The organism is Synechocystis sp. PCC 7339 (genome assembly GCF_019924095.1).
GTDB lineage: Bacteria > Cyanobacteriota > Cyanobacteriia > Cyanobacteriales > Microcystaceae > Synechocystis.
On sequence record NZ_CP063659.1, the window covers coordinates 2,977,479 to 2,992,460 of the forward strand.

General features: G+C 49.1%; 19 protein-coding genes. 5 read left to right on the forward strand and 14 right to left on the reverse strand.

Annotated elements, in window-relative coordinates:
* Positions 1-8 precede the first annotated feature (8 nt).
* Positions 9-1,307 carry a SpoIID/LytB domain-containing protein gene (locus IQE94_RS14075; RefSeq protein WP_223342170.1) on the reverse strand — a complete coding sequence of 433 codons (1,299 nt, stop codon included), beginning with the start codon at positions 1,305-1,307 and terminating at the stop codon, positions 9-11.
* A gap of 196 nt (positions 1,308-1,503) precedes the next feature.
* Here IQE94_RS14075 and IQE94_RS14080 point away from each other — a divergent pair, with 196 nt between their 5' ends.
* The 5 genes from IQE94_RS14080 (at position 1,504) to IQE94_RS14100 (ending at position 4,881) form a co-directional block, all read left to right on the forward strand.
* The gene (locus IQE94_RS14080) at positions 1,504-2,688 is read left to right on the forward strand and encodes an NAD(P)H-quinone oxidoreductase subunit H (RefSeq protein WP_010872566.1); all 1,185 of its coding nucleotides are present in this window, start codon (positions 1,504-1,506) and stop codon (positions 2,686-2,688) included.
* A 42-nt stretch (positions 2,689-2,730) separates the two neighbouring features.
* Positions 2,731-3,138, forward strand: coding sequence for a hypothetical protein (locus IQE94_RS14085; RefSeq protein WP_212720865.1), 408 nt, complete (start codon positions 2,731-2,733; stop codon positions 3,136-3,138).
* A gap of 50 nt (positions 3,139-3,188) precedes the next feature.
* Entirely contained in the window at positions 3,189-3,494 is a 306-nt protein-coding gene (locus IQE94_RS14090) for a hypothetical protein (protein ID WP_212720864.1), read from the forward strand.
* Between the two features lie 87 nt (positions 3,495-3,581).
* On the forward strand, positions 3,582-3,878 hold the full coding sequence (locus IQE94_RS14095) for a 2Fe-2S iron-sulfur cluster-binding protein (protein WP_212720863.1): 297 nt from the start codon (positions 3,582-3,584) through the stop codon (positions 3,876-3,878).
* The gene (locus IQE94_RS14100) at positions 3,868-4,881 is read left to right on the forward strand and encodes an aromatic ring-hydroxylating dioxygenase subunit alpha (protein WP_212720859.1); all 1,014 of its coding nucleotides are present in this window, start codon (positions 3,868-3,870) and stop codon (positions 4,879-4,881) included. Before IQE94_RS14095 ends, IQE94_RS14100 begins: the two co-directional genes overlap by 11 nt.
* Positions 4,882-4,892: 11 nt before the next feature.
* On the opposite strand, the gene IQE94_RS14105 is transcribed toward IQE94_RS14100, so the two are convergent.
* From IQE94_RS14105 to IQE94_RS14165, 13 genes are all read right to left on the reverse strand, one after another.
* Positions 4,893-5,141 (reverse strand): hypothetical protein, encoded by a 249-nt coding sequence (locus IQE94_RS14105; protein ID WP_212720856.1) that lies wholly within the window; start codon positions 5,139-5,141, stop codon positions 4,893-4,895.
* A gap of 166 nt (positions 5,142-5,307) precedes the next feature.
* Positions 5,308-6,276: a GAF domain-containing protein gene (locus tag IQE94_RS14110; protein WP_212720854.1), complete on the reverse strand. Its 969-nt coding sequence runs from the start codon at positions 6,274-6,276 to the stop codon at positions 5,308-5,310.
* Between the two features lie 134 nt (positions 6,277-6,410).
* Positions 6,411-7,586, reverse strand: coding sequence for a lipid-A-disaccharide synthase-related protein (locus IQE94_RS14115; protein ID WP_212720852.1), 1,176 nt, complete (start codon positions 7,584-7,586; stop codon positions 6,411-6,413).
* Between the two features lie 24 nt (positions 7,587-7,610).
* The gene (locus IQE94_RS14120; protein WP_212720850.1) at positions 7,611-7,850 is read right to left on the reverse strand and encodes a hypothetical protein; all 240 of its coding nucleotides are present in this window, start codon (positions 7,848-7,850) and stop codon (positions 7,611-7,613) included.
* Between the two features lie 75 nt (positions 7,851-7,925).
* Positions 7,926-9,788 (reverse strand): serine/threonine-protein kinase, encoded by a 1,863-nt coding sequence (locus IQE94_RS14125; RefSeq protein ID WP_223342171.1) that lies wholly within the window; start codon positions 9,786-9,788, stop codon positions 7,926-7,928.
* Between the two features lie 173 nt (positions 9,789-9,961).
* Complete coding sequence (locus IQE94_RS14130) at positions 9,962-10,924, reverse strand: tetratricopeptide repeat protein (RefSeq protein WP_223342172.1); 963 nt, start codon at positions 10,922-10,924, stop codon at positions 9,962-9,964.
* Positions 10,925-11,175: 251 nt separating this feature from the next.
* Positions 11,176-11,364: a 2Fe-2S iron-sulfur cluster-binding protein gene (locus IQE94_RS18770; protein WP_304650919.1), complete on the reverse strand. Its 189-nt coding sequence runs from the start codon at positions 11,362-11,364 to the stop codon at positions 11,176-11,178.
* A gap of 34 nt (positions 11,365-11,398) precedes the next feature.
* Entirely contained in the window at positions 11,399-11,869 is a 471-nt protein-coding gene (locus IQE94_RS14140; RefSeq protein ID WP_212720844.1) for an allophycocyanin, read from the reverse strand.
* Between the two features lie 52 nt (positions 11,870-11,921).
* Positions 11,922-12,404, reverse strand: a complete 483-nt coding sequence (locus IQE94_RS14145) for a 2Fe-2S iron-sulfur cluster-binding protein (protein ID WP_212720842.1) — start codon at positions 12,402-12,404, stop codon at positions 11,922-11,924.
* A 30-nt stretch (positions 12,405-12,434) separates the two neighbouring features.
* Complete coding sequence (locus tag IQE94_RS14150) at positions 12,435-13,100, reverse strand: V4R domain-containing protein (RefSeq protein ID WP_212720838.1); 666 nt, start codon at positions 13,098-13,100, stop codon at positions 12,435-12,437.
* 2 nt (positions 13,101-13,102) lie between these two features.
* Entirely contained in the window at positions 13,103-13,615 is a 513-nt protein-coding gene (locus tag IQE94_RS14155) for a phycobilisome protein (protein ID WP_212720837.1), read from the reverse strand.
* Positions 13,616-13,629: 14 nt separating this feature from the next.
* Positions 13,630-14,091 (reverse strand): hypothetical protein, encoded by a 462-nt coding sequence (locus IQE94_RS14160; protein ID WP_223342173.1) that lies wholly within the window; start codon positions 14,089-14,091, stop codon positions 13,630-13,632.
* A complete protein-coding gene (locus tag IQE94_RS14165; protein WP_190598640.1) occupies positions 14,088-14,876 on the reverse strand; it encodes a V4R domain-containing protein in 789 nt (262 codons plus the stop codon). The genes IQE94_RS14160 and IQE94_RS14165 overlap by 4 nt, the downstream gene beginning before the upstream one ends.
* Positions 14,877-14,982 lie beyond the last annotated feature (106 nt).

Here is a 14,982-nt window from a genome sequence, read left to right on the forward strand (position 1 = left end):
AAAGGGAATCAATTTTTTAACACTACCCGGGCCACTTCCACCCCAGGATAGTAACGGTTGAGAATTTGCTGATAGTTATAACCCTGGCGGGCCAAGTCGTAGGCGCCATACTGACTCATGCCCTTACCTTTGTGTACCCGGGCGACAATTTCGTCTGTGGACGCGTAGAGGGATTCCACCACTCCCCCGTTATGGCTCAACACCTGGCCCAGGGTGGCAGTAACGGCATTATGGGAAGGGCCCTGCTCACTACCGATGCCTTTGTACACTTGCCACCGTTGGGTGTCCCCCAGGTCAAACCATTGGCTGGCAGGCCGCACCATATGGACTAGGGCATAGGAACGGGCGGCGATCGCCTGGGCTTTGAGGGCTTCGGTGGGGGCGGTGGAATGCATTTCGCTGCCAACCACACTGGTTAGATAATGCTCCAAGTTGACATAGTTAACCGCCAAAACCTTATCTCCCCGGGGCACTAACAACACCCTTCCCCGGTACCAACGATCGCCTACGGCCAAATAGCCATTGGCGTCGGCCGTAAACCAGACTACGCCGGAAACCGAGCGACCGTTGATCAGCAGACTATTGCCCTGGGCGGTGACGTTAAGACTTTGTCCCGGACTGAGGCTCATCAGCCCTTGCCCTTGACGATTCTGTAGATATCCCTGGCTAGAAACGGCGATCGCCACGCTGGGCACATCCCGTTGAATACCCACCCGAATTTCTAACGGCGGGGGAGTGTAGTCCACCGGGGTAGCCAGGTTAGGAGGAGCCGCCGCGGTCTGGGGAGTAGTGGGCACTGGGGCTGGGCGAGCTGACGGGGACGGAGCACTGGGAGCACTATTTTGAACAGAGGAATTATTGCCGTTACTGGACTGCACAGTGGCACTGGGGGCATTATCTGTTGCCTCCGTGGTTGTCCCTGGAGAGCCTTTTCCCAGGTTTGCCGCTGTGATGGGGCGGGGACTCTTTAAGCCAGAAGCTGAATCCTGGGGAGGAGCGGGAATTTGACTCAGAGGCGGCAGGGTTTTAATTAGTTCTTCCCCGGCCATGTCGGCCATTACTTCGGTGCCATTATTCGTTTTGCCATTGGCGATCGCATTGGCGTCTTCACCATAGCCACTCCAGGCCAATAACAGCGGAATACTACCAATAGAAGCAAGGGGAATTAACATCAAGGCCCATTTACGGGAAACCCGCCAACGACTGGCGATCGCCGGTCGGGAAGAACGTTCAGAAGACTTGAGGGGTTTGAAGGAAGGGAAAGGAAAGGACGTTAATTTTTTCATGCCACCGGAAAAATTTTTCAAACCACACCCCGCTCCAGCACATTGGAAGCAAAACAACAAAACTTTGAATATTGTAGGCCGGTTTCCCCCAAAAGGCCGTTGGGGATCATTCAACCCTGGTAATGCCTTGCCTCCCCAAGGGCCATGCCATATCATTTGCTAAAGAGATTTTTTCATTCAACCACACCACATCCCTGCCGATAGCAGTTTACCGGGTATGACCAAGATTGAAACCAGAACTGAACCAATGGTGCTCAACATGGGGCCCCATCACCCTTCGATGCATGGGGTGTTACGTCTGATTGTGACCCTAGATGGGGAAGACGTGGTGGACTGTGAACCGGTGATTGGTTACTTGCACCGAGGCATGGAAAAAATTGCTGAGAGTCGTACCAACATTATGTATGTTCCCTACGTTAGTCGTTGGGACTACGCCGCCGGTATGTTCAACGAAGCCATCACTGTCAATGCTCCGGAAAAGCTAGCCGACATTGAAGTGCCCAAGCGGGCCCAGTATATCCGGGTGATTATGCTGGAACTGAACCGCATTGCCAACCATTTACTCTGGCTTGGTCCCTTTATGGCAGATGTGGGAGCCCAAACGCCGTTCTTTTATATTTTCCGGGAACGGGAAATGATCTATGACCTGTGGGAAGCCGCTTCTGGTATGCGGTTGATCAACAATAACTATTTCCGCGTCGGTGGGGTTGCTGTGGATCTACCCTACGGTTGGAATGACAAATGCGAGGACTTTTGTGACTACTTTTTGCCCAAGGTTGACGAGTACGAAAAATTAATTACCAACAACCCTATTTTCCGTCGCCGGGTAGAAGGGGTGGGCACTGTGACCAGGGAAGAAGCCATTAATTGGGGGTTATCGGGGCCCATGCTCCGGGGTTCCGGGGTGAAATGGGATCTGCGTAAGGTAGACCATTACGAATGCTACGACGAGCTTGATTGGGAAGTACAGTACGAAACCGCTGGGGATTGTTTTGCCCGTTACTTGGTGCGTATCCGGGAAATGCGGGAATCAGTCAAAATCATTCGTCAGGCCCTCAAAGCCATGCCCGGTGGCCCCTACGAAAATCTGGAAGCCAAGCGACTCCAGGAAGGCAAAAAGTCCGAGTGGAATGATTTCCAATACCAGTACATCGCCAAGAAAGTTGCCCCCACTTTCAAAATTCCGGCTGGCGAACACTACGTACGCTTGGAGAGCGGGAAGGGAGAGTTGGGCATTTTCATCCAAGGCAATGATGACGTGTTTCCGTGGCGTTGGAAAATCCGTTCTGCGGACTTCAACAACCTGCAAATTTTGCCCCACATTCTTAAGGGGGTAAAGGTGGCGGACATCATGGCAATCCTCGGTAGCATCGACATTATCATGGGATCGGTGGACCGCTAGATGGTGTTGCCCAGTTCTAATTAAGTTTCTCTACCTTTTTCCATGGCTAATAAGGTCGTTAAAGCGAAGCATCGCTCTAAATCCAATTTTGGTAATTTGGTCTTTAGTCCCCCAGCCCTATTCGTTGCGGTGGTGGCTTGTATAGGGGGCACGGCTTTTATTAGCTATAAATTGGGGGATGCGGCTCTGGAGGGAGTTGTGCAACCGCCCAGCAATCCCATAGAGCAGTTTATTATCCCGCCCACGGATGAGGAAAAGGCCAAAGATGGGTCGGATTCCGGTGCGGGGTTCAAACCAGTGAATATTCAACAGGTGGCCAAGGAAACTAGGGAATATATCAAAAAACAACAGAAAATGCCTAAGGGGGACGCTAACTCCACTAATGCTAACCAGGCAGATCCGGAGCAAGAAAAATCCCAGGCGGAGACGGATACGGAAAAAAAGTCCTAGATTCTAATGCTTCAGAGCCCCTAGTTAGTCAAGAAAATCAAGGGGTGTTGATGCGGGTAGAGAATGTTATTCACGATCGCCGTAGGCTCAAATTGGCGGTGAGTTTGCAGAACAATGGCACGGAAGAGGTGGAGTTTTTGTACAGTTTTTTGGAAGTCAGGGATCAGGATAATAATTTGTTGAGCTCCTTTGCCGATTCTTTTCCCTCTGCTTTACCCGGCGATCGCCAGGTTTATAACGGCACCATTGAACTATTCGGGCCGCTGCCGGATTCGGTGCGTAGTGTGTCAATTCGTTTAGCGAGCTATCCCGATGAAAAGATTAAATTGCAGATTGATGCCATTCCCATTCCTTAGCTCGACTTTATCCATTGGAATTATTCAGGAAACAGCAGCAGACTGATTGGTATGGTCATACGTAGGCGATCGCCAACTTAGAACGTTATGAATAATTGCGTAATTTCCTTCCCTGAAAGTAATTTTTTACCCCTATCATTACAATTTAATGCTCGCCTAGGGGAATATTTAACCCCGGAGAATTCGCCAATTTTATTCGGTTGTCGCACAGGATTATGTGGTACCTGTCTGGTGAAAGTCTTAGGAGAAGTCCCTGCTCCAGAGGCCGAAGAAAGGGAGCTGTTGGCTATTCTGGCCCCCGATAATGCCCAGGCTAGGTTGGCTTGTCAAATTAAATTAACAGGAAATATTGCGATTACAACCTATCAAAGCGATGAAATTTGAAAATTTTTGGTATGTGGTGGCAGAAAGTAGGCATTTAAAGCCCGGTCAAGTTTTGGCTCGGCAAATTTTGGGACAATGGTTAGCAATTTTTCGAAATCGGCATGGCATGGCGATCGCCTTGGAAGATCGTTGTGTCCATCGCCATAGTCGCCTTTCCTGCGGTTCTTTAAAGCAAGGAAATCTTCACTGTCCTTACCACGGTTGGATTTATGATCATCGAGGCCAAGTCATTGGTGTGCCAGCGGAAGGTCAGCAGTTTAAACCAAGGGAAAATTTGCAGACAAAATGTTATCAAACTATGGAACAGGAAGGCTTTATTTATGTCTGTTTAGGAAACCCTATTCAACCCCCTTTTGCTCTACCCCAGTATGGCGAAAAAGGTTGGCAGAGGATAAGGCTAATCCACCAATTTGCCAATAATGTAACTAACTGCGTTGAGAATTTCATTGACATTCCCCACACCGCTTCGGTGCATCCAGGTATTTTTCGCACCGCCCAACGGCAAGCTATACAAATGACTGTGCATCGCCATCAAGGACAAGTCAAAGCTGAGTACCATAACGAAAATAATAATTTGGGATGGTGGAGCAAATTTCTCAATTCCCAGGGCAATGAGATTAGTCATACTGATCGGTTTATGATGCCGAATATCACTTCTGTGGAATATAAATTTAATTCCCAACGCCATTTGTTTATTACTAGCCAATCGGTGCCCGAAACGGAACAATCTACCCTAGTTTATACAGACGTTGCTTTCAGTTATGGAATTTGGAATTTATTTGCCATTCCCTTGGTTTGGTGGACTGCGAAACGGATTATCGCCCAGGACTTAAAAATTCTTGCTATCCAACAGGAAGTAATCGCAAAATACGGCTCCAATTTTAATCACACCCCCGCCGATACCATCCATATTTTTGTAGAATCAATTCGCACGGCGATCGCCAAGGGGGAAGATCCGCGACAGTTGCCAGATAAAACTGTGGAGGTAACTTTCTCCGTTTGATGGGTGGGGAATTATGGATCGTTGGGCTTGGGGCGACGCATTCCTTTGCCCAGATAGGCAATGCAAAAAGTAGTCAGGGCCATCATGGTTAAATTGAAGTTCTGGGTGGTTCCCCAGAGGGTGAGGGGACAGAGAAGAAACACCGCCAAACTGAGATAAATTTTTACTCTGCCTGAACCGGACTTTTGTCTAATTTGCTTAGGTCTATTGCTAATCTTGGTAGAGAAAAATAATTGCTTCAACAGCCGGTAACTCTTCATAGTTTCTGTTGTATTGCTCGTGGAATTTATCTTTAAAATTCTGGTCACCCTAAGTCCAGAGACGGGTCTTGAAAACATCCCCCGGTTAAAAGGCAAACCTCAGCCAGAGTGTAACCAAAATGCAGATGGGTATGGAAGGGATAATTCTGAACTTTTATCCACTTTTCTAGGCCGGCAAAAGCATACAAACAACGTGGGCAACCTGGCCATGGGTATCTAAAATGGGGGAAAACCAAGCATCATAAAACCAAGTGCCATGGTCAACTCGTTCCAATTGCACACTGACGGACTCAATCACGTTGTTAGCGAGGGCATGGCTGATCAAACTTTTTAATTCATTAGCTTCTGGTAACAAATAATAAATTGATTTACCAATGCTTTTTTTTGGGTCAAGGCCAATTTGTGCCAAATATTTACCCCCACATTTTAGCAATACCCCCTGGTTGTCTAAAATGAAAATCACACTGGGAAACCATAAAATAGCCTGGTTTAAGAGGTCATCTTCCTGTTGGATTAGGGTCTCATTTTGCTTATTTTTGGTTTGAATGCGGGCATTGTTCAAGACTAGGGCAATTAACTCCGCCGTTTTTTCCATGGCGGTGGCACAGTCCGGGGTGAAATGGTCTGCTTGGGAATGCATCAGGGTCAAAATCCCTAACAATTCGTCCCCCCAAACAATGGGAACCCCTAGGGCCGACAGCGCATTGTAGGGTTCGTCGGGCAGTTTCAACCAACGGTAATCCTTAGTGGTGTCGTTAATTAACCCCGTTCTTTTATTTTCCCTGACCCAACCCGCCAGTCCTTTATCCAGCACTTGGCCAACAAGATTCTTTTTCTGATTTTGGTCGGTGGCTCCCCGGGCCAAAATACTCTCTGTGACCCGACCATCGCTATCTAGTAAAAAAAGACTACCCAACTGGGCCCCCGTTTGGTAAATGGAGGCTTCCATGGTTTTTTGCAACGTGGCCTTAACTAACATCCGCCCTGCCGAGACGTTGGTGAGGGAAATAAAGCCTTTAAGAATTTTATTTTGGATATCCAGGACGTTGTTACTGGCTTTGATGCTGGCCAATTCCCGCTCTAGGGCTTCGATTCTGGCTAGAGACTGATCTGGATTGGGATCGTAGATGCTCATACACGGAAGACGATGAAAATTGGCCTAGATGCTTTTATCCTAATCTTGTTGGGGGTTTTCCGGTTGTTAAAGGGAAGACTTTTCCTCGATCTGCTGGGTGAGTTGGCGTAAATTATGGCTATATTGACAGCATTCTACCCCTTGCCGACCAAAGTTTTGGCAGTTTCGGCAACATAGTTGGCGATCGCCAGGGAACCGCCGGGGGGGCCAATGCGTTCTTGTCCGTTCTGCTGACAGCGTTGTTGATAATGCTGGTCTGCCAAAATTTCCAGAGCTTTCTGACTAGCTTGATTGATTAAATTGGCTTCCTGGGGATTTTTGCCAATGGTGGTGACGGAACAGCCCAACAATCGCATTTGAGCTTCCGCAAAACCATAGGTAAATTGGGGGCCGTGACCAGGAATTTGTAACACTGGCTTACCCAAACCCACGGCCTGTTCCACCGCAGTACCAGCCATGCCTAACACTAAATCCGCCTGCTGTAAAATGTCGGCAAATTGCTGCCAGGAAAGATTAATGGTGCAGTTACCTCGTTCCAGGCGATCGCCGTGGTATTGCCAACCATGCTCCCTCGCCAGGGTTTGTAAATGCTCCACCGTAACTGCGGGCACGAGGGCGGCCCAAAAATCCACTACTTTTTCCTGGGCAATGGCTCCACAGAGGGGTAATAGTTGACCCAAATTATGTAGCGCTTCTGGCACCCGGCTACCGGGCAAAAGGGCAATGAGAGTGTTGCTTTGCCGTTGTAATGGCTGGCCCGTTGGTTGGAGAGCGTCCATGATCGGATAGCCCAAACAACGAATATTAATACCCCGTTGTCCCAAATCCGCCGCTGTTAAATGGTCTTTGGCGATCGCCCCGAGGCAATGGCGAGATTTTAAACACCAGGCCACAGTAAAGGGCAAGGGTAACCGGCCCTCGTAATAACTGGAATTAGCCACCAAAAAACTTAGGTAGGGCTTACCACTAAGACAGGCAAAAGCCAGGGGCACAATGTCGCCGATCGCCACAATGAGGTCAAATTGATGTTTTTGTTTGAGTAGGGCTTTAATTTGCTTAATGGTCAGGCCCACTAAACCACCAAGAAGGTCTCGCCACCAAGTCAGAAAGCCCGTGTAAATTAACCCCCCGGAGGGCAGAGGTTGGGTTGGGGCAATGATGCTAATCCCCCTCTGTTGATAAGCTTTGCCTTCCCCCACTAAGGGCAGAGCAAACAGAACAAATTCCGGCGATCGCCGTTGCAGGGCATCGATAATCAAGCCGGCGTTGAGGTCTTCTCCGTGGCCGTTGCTAATGAAAAGGATCTTCACTGGAGTATTTGGAACCGAGCCGCTTTAGTCATCTTTATCGTTGTCATCGTTGTCATCGTCGTCATCACCGCCGTCGTTATTGTCATCATCACCATTCTGGTTGTCATTGGTATCATTGTTTTCATTTCCAGTTCTGTTTTCTTGCTGTTCCATGTTCTGTTGATTTTGTCTATCTTCCTCTTCCCGATTGCTACCACCGCAACCGCTGACCACTAACAAACAACCCACAACAAGCAAAGACAAAAGTAAACCAGGTTTAAACATTGTTCTCAATTCCCTTAGATTGCAAAAAAAATGATCGTGGTTATCCTTAAGTAACAATAGTTACAGTCTGCGATTTTAACGTTTTTCCTGGCGTTGGCGGATAATGTTTTCCACCTGGGAGCCCAAATCCAGCAGGCGTAAATTTCCCCCATTGCCCTGCCACGTAGCAAACAAGCAGAGATAACGACCCATGGGGGCGATCGCCGTGATGGTTTCCCCTAGGGAAAAATTGCCAAATAAAAAACCTTCATAGTCCAACAACGCCACCTCCCCATAGCGATCGGCCAACAAATAGCCCCAGGGAAAAGGCTGAATGAATTGGGGTTGGACATTTAAAGCAATGTGATTAACTTTTAGGGGTTGCAGGCGAATCAAAATCCCAGTTTGAGGGGCATTATCAGCCAAGCCAAACAGATGGTTGCGGGAGTAGCGGTTAACCACCAATTGAGAGACTAAAAAAGAAAGGCGAAAGGCCGGAAATACAGACCCCCGCCGGTTAAAGAGGAAAAAAACAGTCTGGCGGCGACTCGAAGTTAATTGTGACTGCACCAACAGGCCATGGTTTTGATCTAGGGTGAGCAATTGGGAAGGACATCGAGTTGGCACCGCCGGGGCCATCGGTAGGCTAGGGTCAGTCCGCCATACCTGAAAGTAACCTTTAGCAGTGCTTTGATCGCCCACCACCACTGCTAGGGTTTTACCACCGGGGCCGAGGTTGGCTAACAGGTGATCTGCTTGCAAGGTGATGCAGGGTTTGGGTAAGCAAAGATTGCTAAACCGGGTTTCCCGCCATTGGTAAAATTGCCATTCTCTCGATTCGCCCCCCTGGATTAAGATGCTAATTTGATCTTGGTTAACCTCCAGACTAGCCATGGTTCCCGGCAACCCCAACGACCACCGGGGCAAGGGATGGTGATCGAAATTGCCGTCGCCATATTCCCATAGGTATAGTTCAGATCCATTGCCCAGATATAACCACAGTCCTGTCCTGGCTAGATGGCTCACGGGAAATAGTAAAGGAGTACTGTGTTTCGCTGTGGCCGTAAAAGCTAGCGGGGCCGGGGCAAGGTAATGGTAAAGATGGCCACTACCCTGGGGTAAATTCTGTTCCAATGCTTGTTTTTGAGCCGTCGCCAAAGCATTGGCCATGGCTGTGGCACTGGGAAACCGTCGTTGGGGTAATTTCTCCAAAGCTTGTTGGACAATGGAGCGAAGCAAGGGGGGAAATTCCGGCGGTAAAGTTAAGCGGGTATTGAGATGGGCCGCCTGCAACGCTTTAGGAAATCCCGAAAACGGGCGATCGCCGACAATGAGTTCGTACAGCAAAATGCCTACCGCATAGATGTCGGAAGCTATGGAAAACTTGCCGTAGAAGCGTTCCGGGGCCATATAGGCGGGGGAACCAGTATAACCTTTGCCGAAATTGGGATTACTTGTTTTTGCCGTCAGGCGAGCAATGCCAAAATCTGATACTTTCACCTGCCATCCCTCTCGCCCGGGAATTAACAGGATATTTTCCGGTTTGAGGTCACAGTGGACAATGTCATGCTGATGGGCCTGGGCCAAACCCAGTAACATCTGTCGTACTAGGTCTATTTTTCCTGCTACACATAGATCTCCATCCCCATCGATAATGTCCCGTAGAGTTCCCCCCTCACAGTAATCCATCACCAAATAGCGCCCCCCGGGATGGTATTCCAAGCCATGGCAAGCCACAATGTTGGGATGGCGCAGAGTCAGCAGATAGGACAGTTCCCGCAGAAATTTATTAGTGGGAAATACCCGGTGTTCCAAATCCTTGAGGGCAAACATTCTCCCCGTGAGCCGGTGGATAGCACAGTAAACCCGTCCGAACTGTCCCTGTCCAATTTGTCCAATAATTCTATATTGGGAGCGGGGAAACAGTGGCATAACCGCCACATTGGCAGTCTCGACCATAAAAAACACGCCTAGGACAGGGGGTGATTCTATCTTACCTTTGTCCCAGGCGATTATCGCTGTTGTTGTTGTCTTGGAGGCAATGGGAGAAATCCTAGCCGAGGGGCGGAAACAGGAGCCTTAACTGATACGAGCGGGAATTTCCCTTCCTCGCTTTAGCAGGGAGGAGTGGTTCACCCAAACAGGTTGGCCGCTGTGGTGTCACTTTCTTCCGCCAACAGGGGTTTAATTTCCCGGTCTGGATCGGCAATGTAAGCTTCATGGCCAACAGCATCCGTTGGGGTCATTACTGGGGGGGCTTCTAGCTCCAGGTCTGCCACTGGCCCTTCATAGTACTGCTTATGGAGAGCCCGGGCTATTTCATAGTTTTCCAAATCCCCTTGGTCAAAATAGAGCTTGTAGGCCTGACGTAGATCGTCCGTGGCTTGCTTGCGGTTATCTAGGCGGGCGTAGGCCATGCCCCGATGGTGGAAAGCCCCGGCCAAATCTCCCCTGAGGCGGATAGCTTCCGTACAGTCCCGCACCGCTTCGGTCCAATCTTCCAAACGGTAATGGCTCAAGCCCCTTTGGTAATAGGCCTCGGCATGGGGATAGCCAGCAATACTTTGGGTACAACCCTCCATGGTGCGCAACTCCGAAACCAAAGCAACTAGGTCTTGATGTTGGTGCTCTAGGCTTTCATTGGTCTGTGCGGCGGTTGCCTGGAAAGCTTGCAATTCCCCTTGGAGGGCAACGGACTGTTCCTGTAAAGTCTTGGTCAAATTTGCTTGGTTAGCGGCGATCGCCTGTTGCTGTTGACCCAGGGAAGTTTGAATATCCCCTTGGAATTTTTGTAGATATTCCTGCAGATGGGCTTGGTTTTGGTTCACCAACTGGACAACCTGGGCCGCTGTGGCCTGTTGATTGGCCAGTAAATGCTGTTCCAATTGCTTACGGTTAAACAAATGGAGTCCGACTCCGGCCGCCACTGGAATGACCCCAGCCGCTGGGTTAGCAGGCAAAACCACACTGGCGATCGCCCCACCAATTAAAGCCACCACCGACAAACCGTCCCAAATTCCGGATTTATAACCCGTAGTCGGGGCCCCATTTCCTTGGGAAGTTACCGTTTGTTCATTAACTTGATTTTCCATCATAATCCTGATTCCTTTGCCAACAATGGATAGAACACAGATTGCTAGAGCTCAGAAGGGCTCATCAACAGAGTTTGAACGTGCTGGGCATCCTACTGGAAGATGGGAGAACCCCGCTGGAGATTTAACCAAATAAAGCTTCCTCTTGGTGAGTAAGAATTTTGCAATTGGCGGTGGCATAGGCCGCACAGAGCAACACACAACCCGCCGCCAATTCCTCCGGCTTAAGGAAATCAGACCCCTTATCCGTATGCTCAATGGTTCCTGGTTCCCTCCAGCAATTGACCTGGACAGGCCACACAGGACGCCGCCCGACAGGGATAGGGCAAATCCAATCCTTGATCTTCTGCCGCTTCAAGAATCAACCCATCTGCCGCCACCTGAATGGTGACATCATTGCCTGTGGCCGGATTGACTAAATTAACGGAATAAAATGTGCCCATGAATGATCCAAACAATTAATTGAGGACTAGCCCATTAGCTACTGAGAATGGTGTGGTCCAGCTTCAGCGCTGGTAATACCATGGCTACTTCATCGGGTTCCAGAAACTCCTTAATGGTTTCCTGGATCACCTGATAGCTAATCTTGGCGTATTCAGTATAATTGTAAGCCCGCACAATGGTTTGATACCAAATTAACAAACCCTCCCGCAGGCGATCTAAATCCCCAAACAAAATGGCCGTAATTGAACAACGGAATATATTGGTCATGTCCCGCCGACAAATTTCCGTTACATCCCGATCGCCCATGTGGAAAGTATCCTGGGGTAGATTGCGCTTTTCCGCTTCCCAGCGGTGAATAATTTGTTCTTCGTTGTCCCGGACTTTTTCATAGGCACTAATACGGATTTCCGCCGTATCCAACAAATCCTGCAAAAACTGTAATTCTTGATCCGTGGCATAGCGGCCATCGGCATCAATGGTCAGACGAGTTAGGGATTTAAACATCAATCACATACCTCATAAAAATAAAGATCAAACCGCCCAGCGGGGCCAATGCCTACCCATCCACATCCTTGGCAATTTGGATTTTGGCTGCCTGTAACTGATCTGCTAATTGACTAATCATCGAACGGGTAATTAATTTCCCCTTTTCGACCAGGATGCCCCCATCCCGAGGATTCAAAATGTTTTCCTCTGCTCGACGGCCAATCAGTTCCTCGATGTCCTCGATTTCACTGACGTACATCCCAGCAGGTAATTCCACCACCACCCCTTCGTCCAACACCCGAGCCTGGCAGGCCAAGCGAGAATAACGATTATGGGTAGTAATCACCTCCAAGGTGCGCTGTTCCCGACGGTTGAGGGGGGAAAGACTTTCCATCCCGGCGGTGATGTAAACGTGACAAGTGGCACACATCCCTCGACCACCACACTCCCTCATAATCCGCAAATCCTGACTGAGTAATCCCGAGAGCAGATTATCGTTAGTCTGAATAGCGACTTTTAAATCAATGGGGTCGAGCTTAATGGTTTTAGCCACACAATCCTCCTTGGTGCTGTAGTACTGTCATTAACTCTGTTGGCGACAGAGCAATTCCATAATGGTGGCATGGTCATGGCCTTCTGTTAACCAAGCAGAAACTGGTTTCAGGCGCTCCTTTAGGCCAAGAATGAAAAGATTTTTTTCTGCCCCCAGGGACTCACAGACGATTTGCTCACAGTGGAGCTTCTCACCGGTTAGCTGAGAGAAAAAGGCGGCCAGTATGCCCGCTTCCAGGAAACCCATGGGGCTTTTGCCCTGGGGAGCACAGGCCACAAAGGGAGAATTAATCACCTCCGCCACAATGAAACCGTTTTGGTAGTATTTCAGGTCGATATCTACCAGGCCGTAACCGTGAGATTTCCAACATTGTTTAAACGTTTGCAGAAATTCCACCATGGCCATGGCCTGGATTGGCTTGCCATAGTATTCCTGCAGTTCGTCGGCAAAGCGCTTATAGAAAGCATTGCCCCAGGTTTTGCCGCAGGCGGTGAGGGCCACCCCAGCCCCAATGCCTAGTTCGGAATCTAGGGCAGTAAATAGACCTTTGATGAGGGTATCGGGCAGGGCAATCAGACGGGCTCCACTGCGATTTTCCAACAGGCCAAACTCGTTATCCCCTTGGAGATAAACGTCCGGGGCAAAGTAGTTCCCTTTGGGGGGTTGGGCATTAATCAGAGCATTTACGTCAATCATCGTTACTCTCCTAGGGTCATCAATTCTGCTTCTTCCTCGGGGGCGGACGCGGGGGCCTGGCCGAGGATGGTTTGGTCTGCCTGGGCTAAAAAGGGTTCTAGGAGGTGGTATTGGGGGGGATCCAACAGTGCCTTGAGTTGTTCTTTGAGCAATTCCGATACCCTGGTTTCCATCGCCACCATTTCATGGGCTTGTACCACTCCCTCCAACCACTCCAACAAACGGTATTGTAGGTATTCGGGATTACTCAGGAGCATGGCCATGGCTCCGTAGCGCAAAACGCTAATCCAATGCAGGAGAGCTTGCTGCAGTTGGTTCACCGGTGCATCGTTAAATTCCATTTCCAATCGGTCGGCGATCGCCTGGAAAATAACGGTTTCCCCATCCCGCAAGAGACGGTACGCATTTAACCGTTCTTGCATTAAATCTAAATTTTTGCGGAAGGAAATAATTTCCAGAGGATGGAGGTAATGGTCTTCGGCCCGATGAAAGAGCCGCTCAAAATCCTTTTGCATAGTTTTATGGACCCCTAAAATAAATCGGAAAGATCTTCCAAACCAATGGCCGGTTCTAGCTTGGTCACCGGCGCTTTTTGTTCTAATTGTTCTAGCTTGGTCACCGGCGCTTTTTGTTCTAATTGTTCTAGCTTGGTCGGGCTGGAATTGGCGATCGCCAATGGTTGAGACAATGGCCGACCTTGCCACTGGAAGCCCCGACAAAAATCCGCCACCGAAGCCGTTATGGAAAGCGGTTGGGGAGGCGCCTTGGGACGATGCAACGTTGGTAAGTTTTCCCCCCCAGGACGGGATTGTTGTCCAGTCCAATTTCCCTGGGAAAAGAAATCCGCCACTGATAGACAAACCAAAGAAGGTAAGTTATCTAGACTTTCCTCTGTCACCGAACACTCCAGCACCGGGGGAGAGCCTTGCCAGTTGTAACCCCGAAAAAAATCCCCCACTTTCATTTGGGCCCATTGGGCTGGATGGATCATTTGAGGTACTCCCCTTTAACTAGCTTGGTGGCAATGTCGTTGGCATTGGCCCCTTCGTTTTGCCAGAAGGTTGCCGCATCAATGCGGTCCTGTTTGCCAATTAGAAACTTGCAATAGGTTTCCCCCATGGCGTAGCACTGGATTTCAATGCAGTTGAGGGATTTTTTCACCAGGCGACTGAAGAATCCCGCCAAGAGGCCAGCGTAAATATGACAGACCGGTTTCCCCACATCCCCCAAAGTGCGAGCCACGGCGGAGTCGAAAATGTCCACAAACAGAAAACCGTTTTTTTGCTCACTGAGGTCAATGGCCCAGTTACCCCAACCTTGGGCAGTGAATGGCCACCACCAACCTTCCAGCACATAGTTGAGGTTGAGCTCGCTCAAAGAACTGGTGTAGCCAAATTCCGTTAAGAACCATTGGTTAAAAAACTCAGCATCGTAATGGCCCCATTCTTTCCCAATGTTATACATCACCACACTAGAAGCGTTGCCAACTTCCTCTTGTAAACCGTCAATTAAGCCAACAATAAAATCTTCGCTGGTAAGAACGTTACGGCAATTATTCCAGTCCACAATGGAACCAGAATTCATTTGAAAACAAAAGAAGTCCTCCACTTGATAGTGGTGGTGTTTGTTGGGATGAACCTTTCTTAAACTATGTTCCAATAAATTAGATCCTTTGACCTGGGCCGGAGTGTTTGATGTACTAATGGAGGTTAAAACCATGGACGACATCCCCTTGGGTATGGTAAAAAAATCAGTTTGGCTTGGCAGGCAACCTATCTATAGGTTAGCAAAGGATTCAGGATAAAACGGGTAAATGCTGTGAAAAATTAGAGCTTTTCCTGGGGCTGAGGTGTCGGTTGCCTTTGATAATCACCGACTGCCC

Excerpts from the sequence above, each read along its gene's own strand:
- IQE94_RS14130 (WP_223342172.1), bottom strand. The coding sequence starts at position 10,924 with ATGATGGAAAATCAAGTTAATGAACAAACGGTAACTTCCCAAGGAAAT.
- IQE94_RS14090 (WP_212720864.1), top strand. The coding sequence starts at position 3,189 with ATGCGGGTAGAGAATGTTATTCACGATCGCCGTAGGCTCAAATTGGCG.
- IQE94_RS14125 (WP_223342171.1), bottom strand. The coding sequence starts at position 9,788 with ATGGTCGAGACTGCCAATGTGGCGGTTATGCCACTGTTTCCCCGCTCC.
- IQE94_RS14110 (WP_212720854.1), bottom strand. The coding sequence starts at position 6,276 with ATGAGCATCTACGATCCCAATCCAGATCAGTCTCTAGCCAGAATCGAA.
- IQE94_RS14160 (WP_223342173.1), bottom strand. The coding sequence starts at position 14,091 with ATGATCCATCCAGCCCAATGGGCCCAAATGAAAGTGGGGGATTTTTTT.
- IQE94_RS18770 (WP_304650919.1), bottom strand. The coding sequence starts at position 11,364 with ATGGGCACATTTTATTCCGTTAATTTAGTCAATCCGGCCACAGGCAAT.
- IQE94_RS14095 (WP_212720863.1), top strand. The coding sequence starts at position 3,582 with ATGAATAATTGCGTAATTTCCTTCCCTGAAAGTAATTTTTTACCCCTA.
- IQE94_RS14120 (WP_212720850.1), bottom strand. The coding sequence starts at position 7,850 with ATGTTTAAACCTGGTTTACTTTTGTCTTTGCTTGTTGTGGGTTGTTTG.
- IQE94_RS14150 (WP_212720838.1), bottom strand. The coding sequence starts at position 13,100 with ATGATTGACGTAAATGCTCTGATTAATGCCCAACCCCCCAAAGGGAAC.
- IQE94_RS14100 (WP_212720859.1), top strand. The coding sequence starts at position 3,868 with ATGAAATTTGAAAATTTTTGGTATGTGGTGGCAGAAAGTAGGCATTTA.
- IQE94_RS14085 (WP_212720865.1), top strand. The coding sequence starts at position 2,731 with ATGGCTAATAAGGTCGTTAAAGCGAAGCATCGCTCTAAATCCAATTTT.
- IQE94_RS14080 (WP_010872566.1), top strand. The coding sequence starts at position 1,504 with ATGACCAAGATTGAAACCAGAACTGAACCAATGGTGCTCAACATGGGG.
- IQE94_RS14155 (WP_212720837.1), bottom strand. The coding sequence starts at position 13,615 with ATGCAAAAGGATTTTGAGCGGCTCTTTCATCGGGCCGAAGACCATTAC.
- IQE94_RS14140 (WP_212720844.1), bottom strand. The coding sequence starts at position 11,869 with ATGTTTAAATCCCTAACTCGTCTGACCATTGATGCCGATGGCCGCTAT.
- IQE94_RS14105 (WP_212720856.1), bottom strand. The coding sequence starts at position 5,141 with ATGAAGAGTTACCGGCTGTTGAAGCAATTATTTTTCTCTACCAAGATT.